Consider the following 16923-nt stretch of genomic DNA (forward strand, 5'->3'; position numbering starts at 1 on the left):
CAAGTCTCTCAATTATTAACGCAGCATTCCTGATTATATGAAAGAATGCACTATCTCGTCTGCACTTGTTGCGCTTTCTGAGCGGCTATCCGATGACCTTCGATATAACGTCTGGATTCAGCCATCTCATGCTCCTGAGCAGCTTCCATAATAATATGAACCCCCGGCTTGTACTGCTCCAGCAGTTCCATGTAGAGGCCATAGTTCATGTCTCCAAAACCCGGCGGCACCGTCTCAATTTCACCTGACGATGACAACCGCCGGTCTTTGGCATGCGCTGCGATAATCCGGGGGCCCAGCAGTTGGAAAGCTTCGCGGATGATCTCATCCTGTTGCGCCAGATTTTCCGTTTTCAGCAGATTACCCGGATCAATCACAACACCGATATGTGAAGAAGGTACTTCCTCCAGAAAGGTAGCCAACTCTACGGCGGTTCCGACCAAGTGATCGTTTGCAGCTTCCAATCCTACGAATACGCCCCACTTCTCCGCTTCATCTGCTAATTCACGCACTACTTCCCTTACAACTCTCCAGTCACGTTCCGTATAGGCGGTACCGTCCTCATTACGTCCGACTTCAGCTGCAACCATTGGTGCTCCTAACAGACCCGCATATCGGATCAGCTCTTTGAAGCGCTCTACATTTTCACGCAGCAATTCCTCATCCTGTATAAAAAAATGTAAATAGCACCCGAGCACTGATATGGATACACCATGCTTACGAAATTCTTCTGCGATAGACAGTGCCAATCCCGGATTGAACTTACCCGGTTTATTAAAATCTACATCACTGATCGCTCTCCACGGAGCCAGCTGAACATGAGTAAAGCCCGCTGCGCCTACCTTTGCAGCCAATTCGCGATAAGGCAACTTGCCAAACAAGTGTGCCAATACACCTACTGTCACTAAAAATCACCTCTTATTTTTATTGTTGTATGCTACTTGTTACCGTACTCTGCTCCAAGGTCTCATTGATGATGTGCGTAATCCGTTCCACTTCATCATGAATAAAAAAGTGTCCTCCCTCAAAGGTAAACATACGAAATTGCTGATCCGTATGGTGTGCCCATGCCTCCGCATCTTGTAAGGTCACCGTGTTATAGGTCATTCCCGTCAAAGCGGTGATAGAACAATGTAAAGGTGCGGCTTTAGCCATGTACTTATACAACTCGACAGCTTTGAAATCCGCTCTTAACACTGGCATAAAATAGTCGTATAATTCCCGATTGTCAAAAATCGCTTCCGAAAGCTGACCGTACCGCTGCAAATGCGTCCTGAACTGATCTGCGGGCAGATCGTGTAACCACGGGGAATTTCTTGGGACATGCGGTGCCCGTCCACCTGAAACGAACAGATGAGCAGGCTTTCCATATCCACTCGCCACCAGCTTGTAGTACAGCTCGAATGAGATCATCGTCCCCATACTGTGTCCGTATATGGCATAAGGATCGCCCGGGGCTATCTCTTCGCTGATCTTGTGCAACAGATCCTCGCTCATCTCCTCAATGCTTTCCTTTAGCGGTTCCCCAGAACGAATACCTCTGCCCGCTAATTCCAGTGGAACAAGCTTGATCTGCGGAAGTAGCAACTTTTTCCATTTGAAGCTGACCGACGCCGATCCGCCTGCATACGGGATAAAAAATAATGTGATAGGTGCCATTCTTGCAACCTCCTGCCTTGCTAAGTTCTAACTTTTTCATTCTAGCATAAAAAGGTATATTTACCCATTTCAAATATTTTGCAAATTCCAAAGAATGGTTGAGAAAATCAAGCTCATTTTGTATAAGGCAGGAAATGTCTTTCTAAAGAAAGAACGGCTTTATGTTTGAATATAATCATGTGTTGGGTCTTTTGACGGGTACAGCGGCATGGAACTTTATAGCTATTACTCAATCCATTCTCGGTATTCAGCCCGAATGGGATGGTCTGCGTATTGATCCGTGCATTCCTACAGCCTGGGACGAATTCACAGTCACCCGTGTCTTCCGCGGTGATACCTACGTGATTCATATCACGAATCCACAGCATGTCTCCAAGGGTGTAGTTACAGTTACCTTAGATGGCACCGTCCTTACGAATAATACCCTGTCGGTTGCAGGGGACGGGGCTATCCACCAAGTAAAAGTGTTGCTAGGCTAACAAGTTCATGGCCTTCAAAAAAATTAGCTTCAACTTCATCACATAGTATCTTATAATACGAGAATGGCTAAAGATACATTAAGTGTGGTGACATCATGAACAAGACAAAACGGCTTACTCAAACCATGGATTACAAAACAAAGCAAGCCCGCTGGGTACGCAAAATGTTATTACTGTATTGGATGATTATAGCTGTACATTTTATCGTCCAGCTGGGCAGCTACTTATTTCTTGATTACCACGCTTCGCCTTATGAATTTTACGTCGGAACCCTTATTATTCCCACGCTAATCATGAGTGGTTCCAACTTACTGGCAGAGTTGGCTCATTTTAAATTTAACAGGTATTCTTTTGCGATCCTGTTTATGGCAAGCACCGTCATTTGCTGGATGATTATTCGCCTAAATTATGATATCCGGATTATTCCTGCGCTATGTTTGTTGCCTATTTTCTCTTCTATTCTGTTCTTCAATCGTCGCTTAATATGGCTTTCCTTTGTATTGCAAGTGGTCGTCTTTTTTCTGTTGCTGGCAGCAGATGGATCATTCCGCAGCTATTTGTCAGACTTTGATATCGTGGCGATTCCAACCTTTTTGATTATGTCCACTTTTCTTGCTCTCATTATTCAGGCCAGCGGCCGCGATTTGTTAGTGGATTTGTATAAAACAAAGCGTGCCCAACAGGAATTAATGATCAGTAACGCGATTATCAGCAAAATGTCAATGACTGATGGTTTGACAAAGCTGTACAATCATTTGTCCTTTCAAAACTTTTATGAAAAAGCACTCGAATATGCCGAACAAGGCGCGATCATCCATCTGGCGTTAGTGGATATTGATAATTTCAAGAAGATCAATGACACTTACGGACACCAGTTCGGAGATAAAATTTTGGAAGGCATCTCGCAAATCATTACAGAACAGATTACCGCAAATGACATTGCAGCTCGCTATGGCGGTGAGGAATTTGCTATTTTGATGTTCGAGCATACTTTCGAAGAAGCTTATCAGATCGTCGAAAACATCCGGCGTGAAGTGGAGAAAATGACCTTTCAGGAGAAATTGCAAATCGTTTCTGTAACCGTAAGCATTGGACTGAAAAGCTATACAGAGGAAATGAACAAAGATAAAGATGTATTTTTTCAGCAAGCAGATGACTATCTGTATCAAGCTAAGCGCTCCGGGAAAAACAAAATTGTTGCTCTTAATCATATCGCTTAATGTAAAAACACTTCATTTGTTGAGACTCCGGCATGAGCTTGCCGGAGTCTTTTGAATATAGAGCTTAAAATGTAATAGAGTTGACAATTCCATAAGTTGAAACTAAACTTGTTACATATGTATTGGTTATTTACTTACAATAAATAAGTTTGAAGGAGATGGTTTTTAAATGTCAACCCTCGTTATTGTCGTTCACCCTGATCTTGCGCAATCTCGCATTAACAAAAGATGGGTGCAAGAACTCAAGGAACAATCCGACGTGATCGTTCACAACCTGTATGAAGTATATCCAGATGAGCAAATCAATGTAGCCCAGGAGCAGGAACTGCTAGAGCAGCATGACCGTATCGTTCTGCAATTCCCTTTTTACTGGTACAGCACTCCTTCCCTGCTGAAAAAATGGCTGGATAAGGTTCTAACCTATGGCTGGGCTTATGGAAGCGAAGGTGGCAAGCTACAGGGCAAAGAGTTGTTGATCGCCTTGTCTGCTGCCAGCGTTGAGGAAAATTATCAACATGACGGACGGAACAGGTATACGATCGAAGAGCTGTTGAGACCTCTGGAAGCTACAGCCCATATGATTGGTGTCAAATTGCTCCCTTATTTCGTACAATATGGTGCTGCAGTATTGACCGATGAGCAACTAGAGCAATCCGCACAAAAATACGCGCAAACGGTTATTTCTTAATTTTTTACTAGAAAGCCCCTTGGACGGCGCCCGCCATACCTGCTTTACAGCAGACGGCAGCTCCAGCCAAGGGGCTTTACTGATCGATTTACATCGTAACCAAGGTACTGGTTACTTGTGCCATACTTTCTTTAATAATTTCGCAGCCCTTACGCAAGTTTTCCAAGCTTATCGTTAACGCTGGCATAATTTTAATTACCGTATCGTTACGCCCAGCACGTTCAATAATGAGTCCCCTACTAAAGCAGAGAGACGCTACCTCCTTGGCGAACGCTTCTCCCAGATGAGACACATCAATCCCCCAGATCAATCCCATGCCACGAATTTCAATAAGAGGATCTATCGATTGGATATGTTCACGCAAGAACTGCTGAACAAATGCCTCTTTTTCCTTCACTTGTGCTTCCAGCTCTACCGTATCTCTGAACTCCAGCGCAGCCTTTGCCCCGACGAAAGCAAGCTGATTTCCACGGAAAGTGCCGTTATGCTCACCCGGACTCCATATATCCAATTCTGGCTTCAGTAGCAACAGAGACATTGGCAATCCGTATCCACTGATCGATTTGGACAAAACAACCATATCAGGAACAATTCCCGCCCGCTCGAATGAGAAGAACGATCCAACCCGGCCGCAACCGACTTGAATATCGTCAACAATGAGCAAAATATCATGATCATCGCACAGCTGTCGCAAATCACGCAGCCATTCGGTCTCTGCAATATGAATACCGCCTTCAGCCTGTACCGTTTCCAAAATGATCGCGGCAGGCTTTTCCACACCCGAATGGGTGTCTGTTAAAAGCTGCTCCATATACAAAATGGTATCCATTCCGTTAAATGTGCTGTTATAAGGTATGAAGGTAACATTGTTCAGGGGGACCCCTGCGCTCTCTCGCATGGAGTTGTTGCTGGTAATAGATAAACTACCCAGCGACATCCCGTGGAACGCACCCATAAAAGCAAAGATACCATTTCTGTTTTTCACCTTGCGTGCAAGTTTCAGTGCTGCTTCCACTGCATTAGTTCCGGTCGGTCCGCAAAATTGCAGCTTATAATTCAAGCCCTTGGGCTGGAGAATACGCTCTGAAAAAGACTCCATAAACTCTTGCTTGGCCGTCGTGTACATATCCAGACCATGCATAATCCGATCGGAAGTTAAATAATCCAATATCCGGTTTTTCATAAAATCATTATTGTGCCCATAGTTCAAAGCCCCTGCACCGGCAAAAAAGTCAATGTAACCCTTGCCTGCCTCCGTGTACAGTACATCGTTTTTAGCTTTGTTGAAAACAACTGGAAAACTTCTGCAATAGGATCTTACATTGGACTCCAGCACTTCGAATGTGTTCATGATCTCTCGTCCTCCCGCTGACCTGATTTTAAAAAATACAAGCATGGAAAGCAAAAAAATGTAAATATGTAATCTAAAAGAGTAGACAGTCTGAATTCACAATGGGATATCCACACCAAAGAATCATAAGTATGATCGCAAGAACAATTAAAGTACGAAAATTAAATACAGAGATAGCACATTGAGAGTAAGTTAGTAGAAGATTAAATAGTGGGTTTTTCTCTAAGAGGCCTATCAGAGGATGTCAACTCCTATGTAATAAAATACCATAATTTTCATTTAAGTCAATGCATGTTTCTGAGGTGTTTTGTTAATTTTTTGTAATTTATCATCAACGACTTGTAGTATATTGTTATAAAAAAACGAAAAATGTCGTATTATAGAAATAAATCTCAAAAATAGTACATTTCCATATCAAATAGATATATATCCGGACTATTTGTCCACAGGATTGCCACAACAAGCCTGATCTTTTGACAGACTGTCCAAAGGAGTTTACTCTATCAACAGGACCTGCCAAAAACTTGTTGTAAACATTGCAGTTATCCTAACTATTTGGCTCGAATTTGATAGAAAGATAAGGAAATATGATCATGTCTAATGTTTTAATTATTGAAGATGACAATATGCTGGGAGATACCCTTTCCTTGTATTTAACAGGAGAAGACTACAACGTTACTCGAGTGGAACAAGCGTCTGAGGGTATTGCTAGGCTTGAGATCGTACAGCCTGATATTATTTTGCTGGATCTGTTGCTTCCAGATTTGGATGGAATGAATCCCTGCCCACTGATACGCAAGCATACGGACGTGCCCATCATCGTGATTTCTACAGAAAACAACATATCAGAGCGCATTCGTACACTTACGTTGGGAGCAGATGATTATATTTGCAAGCCTTTTAGTATGCAAGAGCTAAAAGCACGGATAGAGGCTCTTTTCCGTCGTATTGAAATCACACGCTTGCAAGGAAGAGGCAGAGCACCTGAACCTGAAACGGGCATTACTTTGGATCTAGCGAAAAGAATGATTACCGTTAACGGACAGGATGTGGAGACAACATATTCAGAATTCGAGCTCATGAAGCTTTTTTATTTGAACCGGGGAATTGTATTCAGTAGGTATGCTTTGATTCAGGCTCTCCGTGGCACAGACTCCTTTATTAATGAGAGGGCTGTGGACGTACATATTAACCATCTACGCAGAAAAATCGAAAAAGACCCCAAGAAACCGCAATTGATTAAGACCATCTGGGGAATCGGCTACAAATTTATGCAATAATACGGTCAGCTCCAGGGAAGTGATGACTTGATCTGATTAATCTCCTTCTGAACCGTACTGAGTTGCTCTTTCCAGTCTGAATACAGTTCACCTGTTGAGGTTTCATTACTGCGCTTCAATGCCTTTTCCAGCTCTATTACCTTTGCCAGCAACTCAGGCGCACACAGGTTCCCCGTTCCTCCCTTAAGCGAGTGGATTAATCGAAGAGCAGAAGATAACTGCCCATTGCCCATTTTTTTCAGAACTCTCTTATCAAGATGCTGGTATTCTTGAATCCATTTATAAAGGGCAAATTGAAAAATATATACCTTGCCATCCATAGCGGCTATCGCCTGCTCTGCGTGAATACCATGTAAATCTTGCAGCCACGCTAAATTAATCCAGCTAGTTAACACTCTAACAGCGGTCAGTTCATGGATAGGCTTGAGAAGCACGGCATTAATACCCGCACGAAGACAAACTTCCTGTTCATGCTGCACAGCATCAGCGGTAAAAGCGATAATGGGAAGCCTGTTAAAAGCTTTGTTTCTCCGAATATGTCTCGCCGTCTCAAAACCATGCATCTCTGGCATATGCAGATCAAGCAACACCATATCCCAGTAACGCAGTTCCAGTAACGCTATTAGTTCTCTTCCGTTCGTGACCATCGTTACCTCAAAGTTACGCTCTGCTAAAAACTCAGTAATCACCACCTGGTTAATTTCGTTATCCTCTGCTATGAGAATTTGATACTTCTGTGTTGTATCCCCCATCTCATTGCGGGAACTCATGGTCACATGAGTCTCCAGGGTATTACCATCTGCAGGCACTGACTGTTCCTTCTTCCAGCAGAGAACCTCCAGCAGAGCGTTCCGGGTAACAGGCTTGGACAAAAAGGCATCGATCCTATGATCCATGTCCCCATCAGCTATGGTTTCCATCTGAAACACGGTTGTAAGTCCAATGATCTGAGTTATCTGCCTATCCAGCATTTGAAGCCATTGCCTCCGGGAGTCCAGTTCTCTAAAACCTTCCATCCCCATATCAATGATAACAAAATCAAAATGCTCACCCTTTTGAAAAGCGTCCATACTTTCTTGGAAGGATGAAATAGTGAATGGTTTTAATCCCAAATCTTGCAGTAATTCGTTCAAGCTGTATTTCACCAGTTCATGCTGTGCAACAATTAAGGCTTTGCCTTTGATTTGTTTTTCTATTTGTGTGCTTCCCGCATTCAATTCCCCGGTATCCAACTCGACATTAAAGTAAAATTGACTGTACTCTCCTAATTGGCTTTTCACCTCTACTTTCCCGCCCATAGCTTCAGCCAAATGCTTGCTAATGGCCAAACCCAGCCCAGAGCCCCCATATCTGCGGCTGGTTGAGGTACTCGCCTGGATAAAAGGGACGAATAGCTTGTCCATACACGTCTCGGAAATTCCTATTCCCGTATCTTCTACCATAAAAGAAACGCCTACTCGTCCGCCCTGCTGACTGAGCATTTTCACCTGTAACAATACATGTCCCTGATCCGTAAACTTGATGGCGTTGGTCAGAAGATTTGAAAGCACCTGCTCCATTCGAAGCGGATCTCCCTTAAACCTTTTCGGTAACGCCAGGTCCGTTATAAATACGATCTCTATTTCCTTATCTTCCAGCAAAGTTCCAACGGTATCTGCGAGATGCCGAAGCATTTTTTCCGGCTCAAATTCTACCTTTTCCAGTTCCAGACTGCCGGTTTCCATTTTGGAAAAATCCAATACGTTACTGAGCATGGATGAAAGGGTACGCGAGGAGGCAAGAAGCTTGTGGAGGTAATCTCTTTGAACGGCAGTCAGTTCAGTCTTATTTAATAGCTTTGACAGACCGATGATTCCATTCAGCGGGGTGCGGATTTCGTGACTCATATGAGCCAAAAAAATGCTTTTCGCATGGTTAGCCTCGTCCATCTCCATTCTCTTCTGCTCGGAGGCTTTATACTCTGTAATATCCAACACGTGACCGATAACATACCCAGTAATCCCGTCCTCCATAACCGGATGTAAGGTAATGAGAGCCGAATATTCCCAAAACTCCAATTCAAATACGGTTCGATCACCAAACCAGGCTTGCTTGTAGTATTGACTAAGCTGCTCCATCGTTTCAGAGGAAAGCTCCAATATGTCCCCGAGACGCTTCACATGCTCCCTTTTATTGTAGTTGACTTGCAGATTCAGACCTACGCGCTCCAGCAATTCCCCTTCAAGCAGCCTATAATAAAATTCATCACCACTTTTCTCCAGCCTGAAGGTAAAACCCGGCTGGACCCGAAGTAAATTCAGTAGATCACGGTCTTTGTTTAACAAACGTTGTCCATATGTATACTTAGCGGTCATTAAAGTGTGCACAAACAGAGTCATGAACATTAGACCAATCCCTAGCTCCAGCAAGCAGGTCAGCAGTGTTTTATCACTTATACCAATACATAAGAGCAGAATTCCTGCCACTCCATAAAATACACCTGTGATCGTCTGACGAACAAGCTGACGCTGAAAAATCAAAACTAACAATAATATCACGATAGCACATAGCATTAAATCTCTAACCAAGTGTTCGCCCCCCTTATAATCTTCCATGTTTTGTACAATAAATCGAAAATATAAAAAAACTCAGGACAGATTCCTTATGCCATAAGGCTTAAAGAACTGTCCCGAGCATTCATTGTACTATAGATTCCATAGGGTTCAAGCTCGTTTTAATATTTGAAACGACTGATCATCACCTTCAAATCAGTAGCCATGGTTGAAAGCAACTGTGCAGAAGCTGATATTTCCTCCATGGAAGCCAGCTGCTCTTGTGAGGAGGCGGCAACTTCCTCAGATGTGGCGGCATTACCGGTTGCAATCGTCGCCAGTTCGTTGGCTGTCGCTGCAATCTCTTGTACACTGGCTGATATTTGCTGTGCAATCGCAGCGACCTCCTCTACCTGAGGTGTTGTCTCTCGAATACCTTCCATCGCATGACCCAACTTGACAATGGTTGCTTTGGAAATCTGCAGTCCATCCTGCACCTCAGTCGTAACCCTGTCCATCGTCTTCACTGTTGTTTCGGTTTCATGCTGAATTTCGGCAATCAAGGTGGCAATCTGTGTGGCGGATGTCTGAGACTGCTCTGCCAGCTTGCGCACCTCATCAGCAACGACGGCAAAGCCTTTTCCATGATCACCCGCTCTGGCTGCCTCAATAGCTGCATTCAATGCCAGCAGGTTTGTCTGATTGGAGATATCGCCGATAACCTTCGTAATTTCACCGATTTCATGAGAGCGGGCTTGCAAGGTTTGAATCATCTGGTTGGAACGCTCTACTGATTGATGAATGGAATTCATTTGCTCACCTGTCTGCTCAACAGACTTTCGTCCTTCCTCGGCTTGCAAGGCAGATCGTTTAGCCAAATCGGCTACCGAAATCGAGCGTTCAGCGATTTGGGTGATTCCTTGTGCAATTTCATCGAGAGCCACCGAATTATTTTCCAGCCCTGTAGTCTGCTTCTCTGCACCACTGGCTATTTCTTGCACAGCCTGGGACACCTGCTCACTTGCAGCACTGGTTTGTTCCGCGCTTATTGTCAGTTCATTCGAAGAAATTGCGACATGATCTGCACTGTTCCCTACGTTCTGAATGACAGATCGCAAGTTATTCTGCATATTTTGAAAAGCCACTCCTAATTCTCCGATCTCGTCCTCGCTCTTTACTTGAATGTCCTGTGTCAGATCTCCGGCGCTCACATTTACCGCTTGTTCTTTTAACTTTAAAATCGGTTTGATGATGGAACGGATCAGGAAATAAACGATGAAAATACCAATCACAAGACAACCGACGATGGTTAGTAAAGTGCTGATCAAAATCGGTCCTGCTGCCTCATCGACTTCAGACAAATATAGCGTTCCGCCTATCTTCCAGCCAGTTAGCTTGTTAGTCGCATAGTTCATATATTTGGGCTGTCCTTCATACTCATACTCGTATTCACCAGTATCGCTCTGAAACATGCGTGATTCAATATCTGTAATTTTGGTGCCTGCTTCCTTCGTCGGATGTACAATGTAAGTATGGTTGCTGTCCAGCAATATAGTATAACCCTCATGACCTACTTTAATATTGTTCAACGTCTCTTTAATACCACTTATTTTCAGGTCAATGCCAATAACACCCGATCCATCTAACGTTGCCTTGGACACCGTAACCGTCATTTGCTTCGAGCTTGCCGAAAGATAGGGAGAACTAATCGCTGTCTTTGCTTGCTCCTTTATCGCCTTATCGTACCAAGGTCTGACTCGTGGATCATAATTATCCGGTAATTGCTTCTGTGGATAGGTTGTAAATTTACCGTCCTTCGTACCATAAAAAATGGATTCTGCTTCAGGATGAAGTGCAGCATATTGCTTAAAAAACTCTTCCAGTTTGGCCGCTTGTTCCTCCGTCTCTACCCGATTGCCTTTTAGTCTTTCTGCAAAATATTCTGCGTCATGTACCTTGGGTTCAATAGTACTATCAATAATAAAATTAGTGCGGATGATAGCCTGCTCGGCACTTTCTTCAATCTGGTTTCGAATCTGCTGACTAGCGCTCACAAACGACAAAGCCCCCACGATCATGGACGGTAAAATCAGAAATGCAATAAAGGCGACCATTAGCTTCGTTTTAAAATTTTTGCTGAGCATCCTTGCGACTAGCCACTTTTTCCCCGATAACTTCTTCATTAATAAACATCTCCATTTCATTACCTGGATTTCCTAACCTATGGCGAACCTCTTCGTCTTGCCGATGACGACAATCACCCGACAGACTCTCTTTCACATTTTTCACATCTGCTGCTAAAACGCTTGGACATAAAAGATATAAACACGCTAGTTAAATAGGTATATGTACTTATTTTCGAAAACAGCAAGGCTGGTCGGAACCGGTTCTTTGATATAATATACCTAAAAAATATTAAAAAAAATGCGTAGCATATGTTAAGAAAATATTAGTTTCATCTCACTATACCTACCTCTTAATATGAAAATAATCCCCTTGTAGGTAGCAAACATAGGGTCATTTTCGAAAATCACCTTATGCTTACTACCCCCAAGGGGATTAGGTTTGATCGCTTTATTCAGTTCAATCCAACACTACCTTCAGATCTTCAAGCCTGGTAACAGGTGCCTGACAGGTAAAATGCTCACACACATATACAGCTGGTTTGCCTTCCACAAGATCGTAATCACGGATATAAGAAACCGTCTCTGCAATCTCCGACTGTCCTTCATCCTTCAAAATAACGACCGTATTCGGCCTGAACCCCGCTCGAATCGCCTGAATGAACTGTACGGTCTGCGGATCGTCCCTATGACCTACAATCACAATCTCTTTTGTCGTTCCTGTTGCATACAGCAACGCGCTGAGCAAGGCTGAGCAGCCTGACGGGTAATGAGCAACCATGCCGCCAAAAGCCTTAAACTGCTTGGCTGCATAATTCTCCAATCGGGATTCACCCGTTAGCCGTGCAAGCCGCACAAAATTATGAGCCGCAATGCTGTTACCCGACGGAATCGCACCGTCATAGATTTCTTTAGGCTTGGCAATTAGCTGCTCACTATCTGACCCATAAAAGAATAATCCGTCCCGTTCCTCATCCCAGAATAAGTCGATCATATTTTGATTGAGCGTCAACGCCCGTTGCAGATACTCTATATCGAAGGTCACCTGGTACAGCTCGATCAAGCCCCACACATAAAAAGCATAATCATCTACATAACCGGGATAAGCTGCTTCTCCGTCCCGATAACGTGCCAACAGCCGTCCATTCTCCTGTCTCAAATGGTTCCACAAAAACGTCTCAGCCTTCCGAGCTTGCTCTGTATATCTTGTGTCTCCAAAAGCTTGTCCCGCCTTCGCAAGAGCAGCAATCATCAACCCGTTCCACGAGGTCAAAATCTTGTCATCCTTATGAGGATGAACCCGCTGCTTTCTGGCAGCAAACAGCTTGGCGCGCAGCTCACTAACCCGCTGCTCCAGTTCCTGCTCAGTCAAGTCATGCTTGATCCGATAGGCTTCCAGATTGATATCAATCAGGTTTGGAATGTTGTGGCCTTCAAAATTGCCGTAAGGTGTAATCCCATACAAATCGTTGAAAAAGGCGGCATCCTCATCGCCTAGTATAGCCCTTACCTCAGAGTGGTCCCAGACATAGAATCTCCCCTCTTCTCCTTCGGAATCCGCATCCTCCGCCGAATAAAAGGCACCCCCTGCATCCGTCATGTCTCTTGCGATATATGTAAAGATTTGTTCTGTAATCCGTCGGTACAGTTCCTTGCCTGTCACCTGCCAAGCTTCTGTATACGCGATGGCCAACAGAGCATTGTCATACAGCATTTTTTCAAAATGCGGCACCAACCATTTCTCGTCCACGGAGTATCGTGAGAACCCCATGCCTACGTGGTCGTAGATTCCGCCACGGGACATCGCATCTAGCGTTTTCTCTGCCATTTCCAGTGCCTGTTGATTCCCCGTATGCTGTGCATATCGCAACAGAAAAGACAGGTTATGCGGAGAAGGAAACTTAGGAGCTTCCCCGAAGCCGCCATATTCCTTATCGAAGGTGTGGCTGTATTCATGGAAAGCTTTATTCAAGCTCTGTTCATCCAGTTCACCGCGATAACCTGCAAGCAAGTCCTGCCGCTCATGCTCGGTAAGCACCTGCTCACTCAGCTCCACCAGCTCTTCGGGCTGTTCTTTCCACCGGGCGCCCACCTTGTTCAGCAGCTCCAACAGTCCGACACGGCCATACTTTTGCTCCTTGGGCAAATACGTCCCCGCAAAAAAAGGCTTCTGATCCGGCGTCATCAATATCGTCAGTGGCCAGCCTCCATGCCCTGTCATCGTCTGGCAGATGGACATATAGATATGATCCACATCCGGACGTTCTTCACGATCCACCTTAATGGATACGTAATCCCTGTTTAATAGCTCAGCCACTTCTTCATCCTCGAAAGATTCTCTCCCCATTACATGGCACCAATGGCAAGTGGAATAGCCAACAGATAGGAAAATAGGCTTGTTATCACGTTTGGCAATTTCAAAAGCCTCATCTGACCAAGGGAACCAATTTACCGGATTGTGAGCATGCTGTATCAAATACGGTGATTTTTCCTTGGATAGTCTATTCGGTTTGCTGCTCGTTGTCATGGGACATCACCACTTCCGTAGTTGGATTTTATGCTTGGTACTATTTTACCCTAAATGGGTGGTAAAAGTCGGAAGAGATGAAAAAAAGATGATATAGATTAGAATTAATATATTGTTAAGAAGTATCAATGACTCTCAACCGAATCTATCCATAAATTGTTTATTCAGATCATAAGTAGGTATGAAAAAGCACTGATGGATATTCTTCATCAGTGCTTTATTTACTGCAATCGTACCTTATTAGCGTTTAGCATTATACTCATTAGAATTTATATCAAAGATCCCCAGCGCTTTCAGTAAGGCGTATTCACTTGTTCTGGCCCCTTCTTTTGAAAAATGTGCATCCGGAAACGCAGGAGACATATGATGGTACCCGGGATAGACATGTAATTCCACTAAGACTCCATCAAAAGCCAGTTGTTTGGCAAAAACCAATGCTTCATCAATGAATAAATCAATGGTACCTATATTTATATAAGTCGGTGGTAACCCGGCCAATGACTTAGCACGGGCCGGCGCATAATACTCATTTACCTCCTCTTGACCCGGTTCTTCCCCCAATACAGATTTCCAGCCAAAATAATTACTTTGTTTTGTCCAAATAAACTCTCCTGCGTATGGATGCTCTGGTGCGGTACTTGTCCGATCGTCTAGCATTGGCCTCATCAATCTTAGATGATGGATTTCGAATTCCTTCTGATCACGAATGTACAAGGCTAGGCCAGCCGCCAGACCGCCGCCAGCGCTACTGCCCCCTACGGCAACTTTCTGAGTATCTATCCCTAACTCTTCCGCATGTTCAATACACCATTTTAGGCCCGAATAACAATCCTGTAACTGACTTGGCTGCACATGCTCTGGTGCTAGGCGATAGTACACGGATACACAACAGAAACCATGTTGTGCAGCAAGAGATGCATTAGCAGGACGATCCACGACTGGACTTCCTAAGACCATCCCGCCTCCGTGTATCGAATAATATAGAGGCATCTTATGATGCTTTGAATGTTTGGGCTTAATGATTTCTATTTGAATATCTGGACCACTAAAGTAACTTGGCACAACCTTTTTTTCTAATGTAATAGGGAACATCTGCGTTACATCTATTTGTTGCATCATTTGAGATTGATTTTTACGTGCTTCCATTAGTGTAGATTCGGTAAGATCGGTTGTTGGTATTAAATCAACTGTACTGATAATTTCCGGATCAATCAGATGTCTACTTCTACTTTTTTGCTCTCCCATAGTAATCGTTTCCTCACTTTCTTGTTTTAAGACAATGAATCAATACATTTTTCCCTTTAATTGTTGCTGTTGTTTATATTCATATTTTAAAGATTAAAATAAGCTTAATAAATGAAAACAACGATTTAGAATCATTTTTGGCATAAAAACAATAATGAAAAAATGAAGTACAGCCTTTGAAATAGAATGGGTCTGTTGGATCATCGGGGAGGGTGAACGGAATTTTGGGATCAAGAACGGTATGTAAAAAAGCTCAAGAGAGAAAATGAAATGCGAACACACATTAAACCTTTTGCCAAACAAAAAGACGTGACCGGATTGATTTTTCACCACGATCATCCGGTCACGCCCTAAGCTCACCATGTTATGAGGCCAAAATTAAATTCATTGACGCGAGTATAGCACCACGCCACTTTGCAAACTAGGTATTTTTATGTGAATACACAATTTTCTTAATGGTTTCGGTAGAGAGGAAAAACTCCTTAGCTAATTGCTCGATACTGCTGCTATTTTGAAAAGCATTTCTGATTGCAGCATTTCGCTGTTCAAGCAACCTTCTCCCGCCACTCAAACTTCCCCAATCCATATATTCCGTTTTTGGCTTAGGAATATACAGCGTCTCTCCTTGAACATATTTTTGGATTTCCATAATTAATTTTTGAGGTAAAACTTTTGTAGCATTCGTATATCTCAATTTTGCTCGCCCCTTATTTTGATTCTTTAAAATAAGGTGCAAAGCCAAAAATATTAAAAAAGCTTGTAGCGTTAAAAATTGTTTCGCCCCATACAAAGTAACGCTTTCCTAATAATTGGCTTTGCATGAGTGTAAGAAGTCACAGACAATCCCAATAGATTCTCCATCAGTAGGCACCCCCTTTTACTTCGCAAGTATAGCATAACTTCTGCTCACCTGGGACCAGCTAAATGATATCAGTACAATCAAACCATTAAAATTGAGCTGATAAATAACTGATCTTCATTCGTTTGTGAGGTGTTGCCGGGACTTTTGTTTGCCCGACTCTTGTTATTCGCAAGCCGATGTTTTATATTGACATAAGAGTATGTCAAAAATAAAAGAGGTGAACGGACGAGATGTCTCCACGTACGAAGGAACAAAACGAAGAGATCCGGCTGCGGCGTCTGGCGCAAATCCGAAAAGCCGCTGCCGATGTGTTTTTGAATAAAGGGCCTTTACTGGAAATCCGCGATGTGGCCGTGCAGGCGGGACTCGGCTATGGCACGGTATACCATTATTACAGCAACAAGGGCAATTTGCTCCACGATCTGCTTTGGGACGCGTTGGAGCGGGCCGGGGGATGGCTGGAGGCCCCGCGCGCTTCGGCTTCGGGGGAGGCACCGGCGGGCGGGCAATTCGGCTTGGCTGCTGCGGCGGACACCGGGAACTCGGCTGCCGCGGATTCCCAAAGCAGCAGCCGCGAAACGGCCGCTTCCACAGAGCTTGGCTCCGTCGCCGTCGCCGGCATTCGGCTGCTGCAGCTTTGGGCGGAGGACCACGCCTTGTACCTGCTGCATAAGCTGGCCGGTGAGGGCTTTGCCTCGCTGCCTGAAGCGCGCTCTGCCCCACTCTCGGCTGCCTTTCGCCGGGAGGTGCTCGCGCCGCTTGCCGCGCTGCTGGAAACCGGTCGTGCGGCGGACGGGGCTGCCGCTTCCGGCGGAAACGCGGCTGAGCCACCGTATCGGCTACAGCGCGCGGAAATGCTGCTGGCCGCCTTGGTCGGCTGCGCGTCGCTTTCGCTTCGCCGCGGAAAGCTGCACGAAGAGGCCAAAGATATCGTCCGGTTTTTAAAATTATAGAATTG

Annotated in this window: 12 protein-coding genes and 1 pseudogene; 5 read left to right on the forward strand and 8 right to left on the reverse strand. The window is 44.3% G+C overall.

Annotated features, from left to right (window positions below):
- Window positions 1-50 precede the first annotated feature (50 nt).
- Window positions 51-905: a sugar phosphate isomerase/epimerase family protein gene (locus ACUYLD_RS22480; protein WP_061831661.1), complete on the reverse strand. Its 855-nt coding sequence runs from the start codon at window positions 903-905 to the stop codon at window positions 51-53.
- 19 nt (window positions 906-924) lie between these two features.
- The gene (locus ACUYLD_RS22485; protein ID WP_446676019.1) at window positions 925-1659 is read right to left on the reverse strand and encodes a thioesterase II family protein; all 735 of its coding nucleotides are present in this window, start codon (window positions 1657-1659) and stop codon (window positions 925-927) included.
- Window positions 1660-1850: 191 nt separating this feature from the next.
- Here ACUYLD_RS22485 and ACUYLD_RS22490 point away from each other — a divergent pair.
- The 3 genes and pseudogenes from ACUYLD_RS22490 to ACUYLD_RS22500 form a co-directional block, all read left to right on the forward strand.
- A pseudogene (locus ACUYLD_RS22490) lies at window positions 1851-2138 on the forward strand (glycosyl transferase); the annotation flags it as partial.
- 95 nt (window positions 2139-2233) lie between these two features.
- Window positions 2234-3358 (forward strand): GGDEF domain-containing protein, encoded by a 1125-nt coding sequence (locus tag ACUYLD_RS22495; protein WP_446676020.1) that lies wholly within the window; start codon window positions 2234-2236, stop codon window positions 3356-3358.
- Between the two features lie 169 nt (window positions 3359-3527).
- Entirely contained in the window at window positions 3528-4046 is a 519-nt protein-coding gene (locus ACUYLD_RS22500; RefSeq protein WP_446676021.1) for an NAD(P)H-dependent oxidoreductase, read from the forward strand.
- A gap of 88 nt (window positions 4047-4134) precedes the next feature.
- Here the strand turns inward: ACUYLD_RS22500 and ectB are convergent, their stop codons facing one another.
- A complete protein-coding gene (gene ectB, locus ACUYLD_RS22505; protein ID WP_061831657.1) occupies window positions 4135-5397 on the reverse strand; it encodes a diaminobutyrate--2-oxoglutarate transaminase in 1263 nt (420 codons plus the stop codon).
- A 593-nt stretch (window positions 5398-5990) separates the two neighbouring features.
- On the opposite strand from ectB, the gene ACUYLD_RS22510 reads away from it, so the two are divergent.
- Window positions 5991-6677 carry a response regulator transcription factor gene (locus tag ACUYLD_RS22510; protein ID WP_254327414.1) on the forward strand — a complete coding sequence of 229 codons (687 nt, stop codon included), beginning with the start codon at window positions 5991-5993 and terminating at the stop codon, window positions 6675-6677.
- Between the two features lie 5 nt (window positions 6678-6682).
- Here ACUYLD_RS22510 and ACUYLD_RS22515 read toward each other — a convergent pair whose 3' ends face one another.
- The 5 genes from ACUYLD_RS22515 to ACUYLD_RS22535 all read right to left on the reverse strand — a co-directional run bounded on the left by ACUYLD_RS22515 (window position 6683) and on the right by ACUYLD_RS22535 (window position 15797).
- A complete protein-coding gene (locus tag ACUYLD_RS22515; protein ID WP_446676022.1) occupies window positions 6683-9244 on the reverse strand; it encodes a response regulator in 2562 nt (853 codons plus the stop codon).
- Between the two features lie 146 nt (window positions 9245-9390).
- Complete coding sequence (locus ACUYLD_RS22520) at window positions 9391-11391, reverse strand: methyl-accepting chemotaxis protein (RefSeq protein WP_446676023.1); 2001 nt, start codon at window positions 11389-11391, stop codon at window positions 9391-9393.
- 400 nt (window positions 11392-11791) lie between these two features.
- Window positions 11792-13858, reverse strand: coding sequence for a thioredoxin domain-containing protein (locus tag ACUYLD_RS22525; protein WP_446676024.1), 2067 nt, complete (start codon window positions 13856-13858; stop codon window positions 11792-11794).
- 240 nt (window positions 13859-14098) lie between these two features.
- On the reverse strand, window positions 14099-15103 hold the full coding sequence (locus ACUYLD_RS22530) for an alpha/beta hydrolase fold domain-containing protein (RefSeq protein ID WP_446676025.1): 1005 nt from the start codon (window positions 15101-15103) through the stop codon (window positions 14099-14101).
- A gap of 421 nt (window positions 15104-15524) precedes the next feature.
- The gene (locus ACUYLD_RS22535; RefSeq protein WP_076161227.1) at window positions 15525-15797 is read right to left on the reverse strand and encodes a CD3324 family protein; all 273 of its coding nucleotides are present in this window, start codon (window positions 15795-15797) and stop codon (window positions 15525-15527) included.
- Between the two features lie 398 nt (window positions 15798-16195).
- Here ACUYLD_RS22535 and ACUYLD_RS22540 point away from each other — a divergent pair, with 398 nt between their 5' ends.
- Window positions 16196-16918: a TetR/AcrR family transcriptional regulator gene (locus ACUYLD_RS22540; protein ID WP_446676026.1), complete on the forward strand. Its 723-nt coding sequence runs from the start codon at window positions 16196-16198 to the stop codon at window positions 16916-16918.
- Window positions 16919-16923: the final 5 nt, after the last annotated feature.

Source organism: Paenibacillus sp. SER-28 (assembly GCF_052906305.1).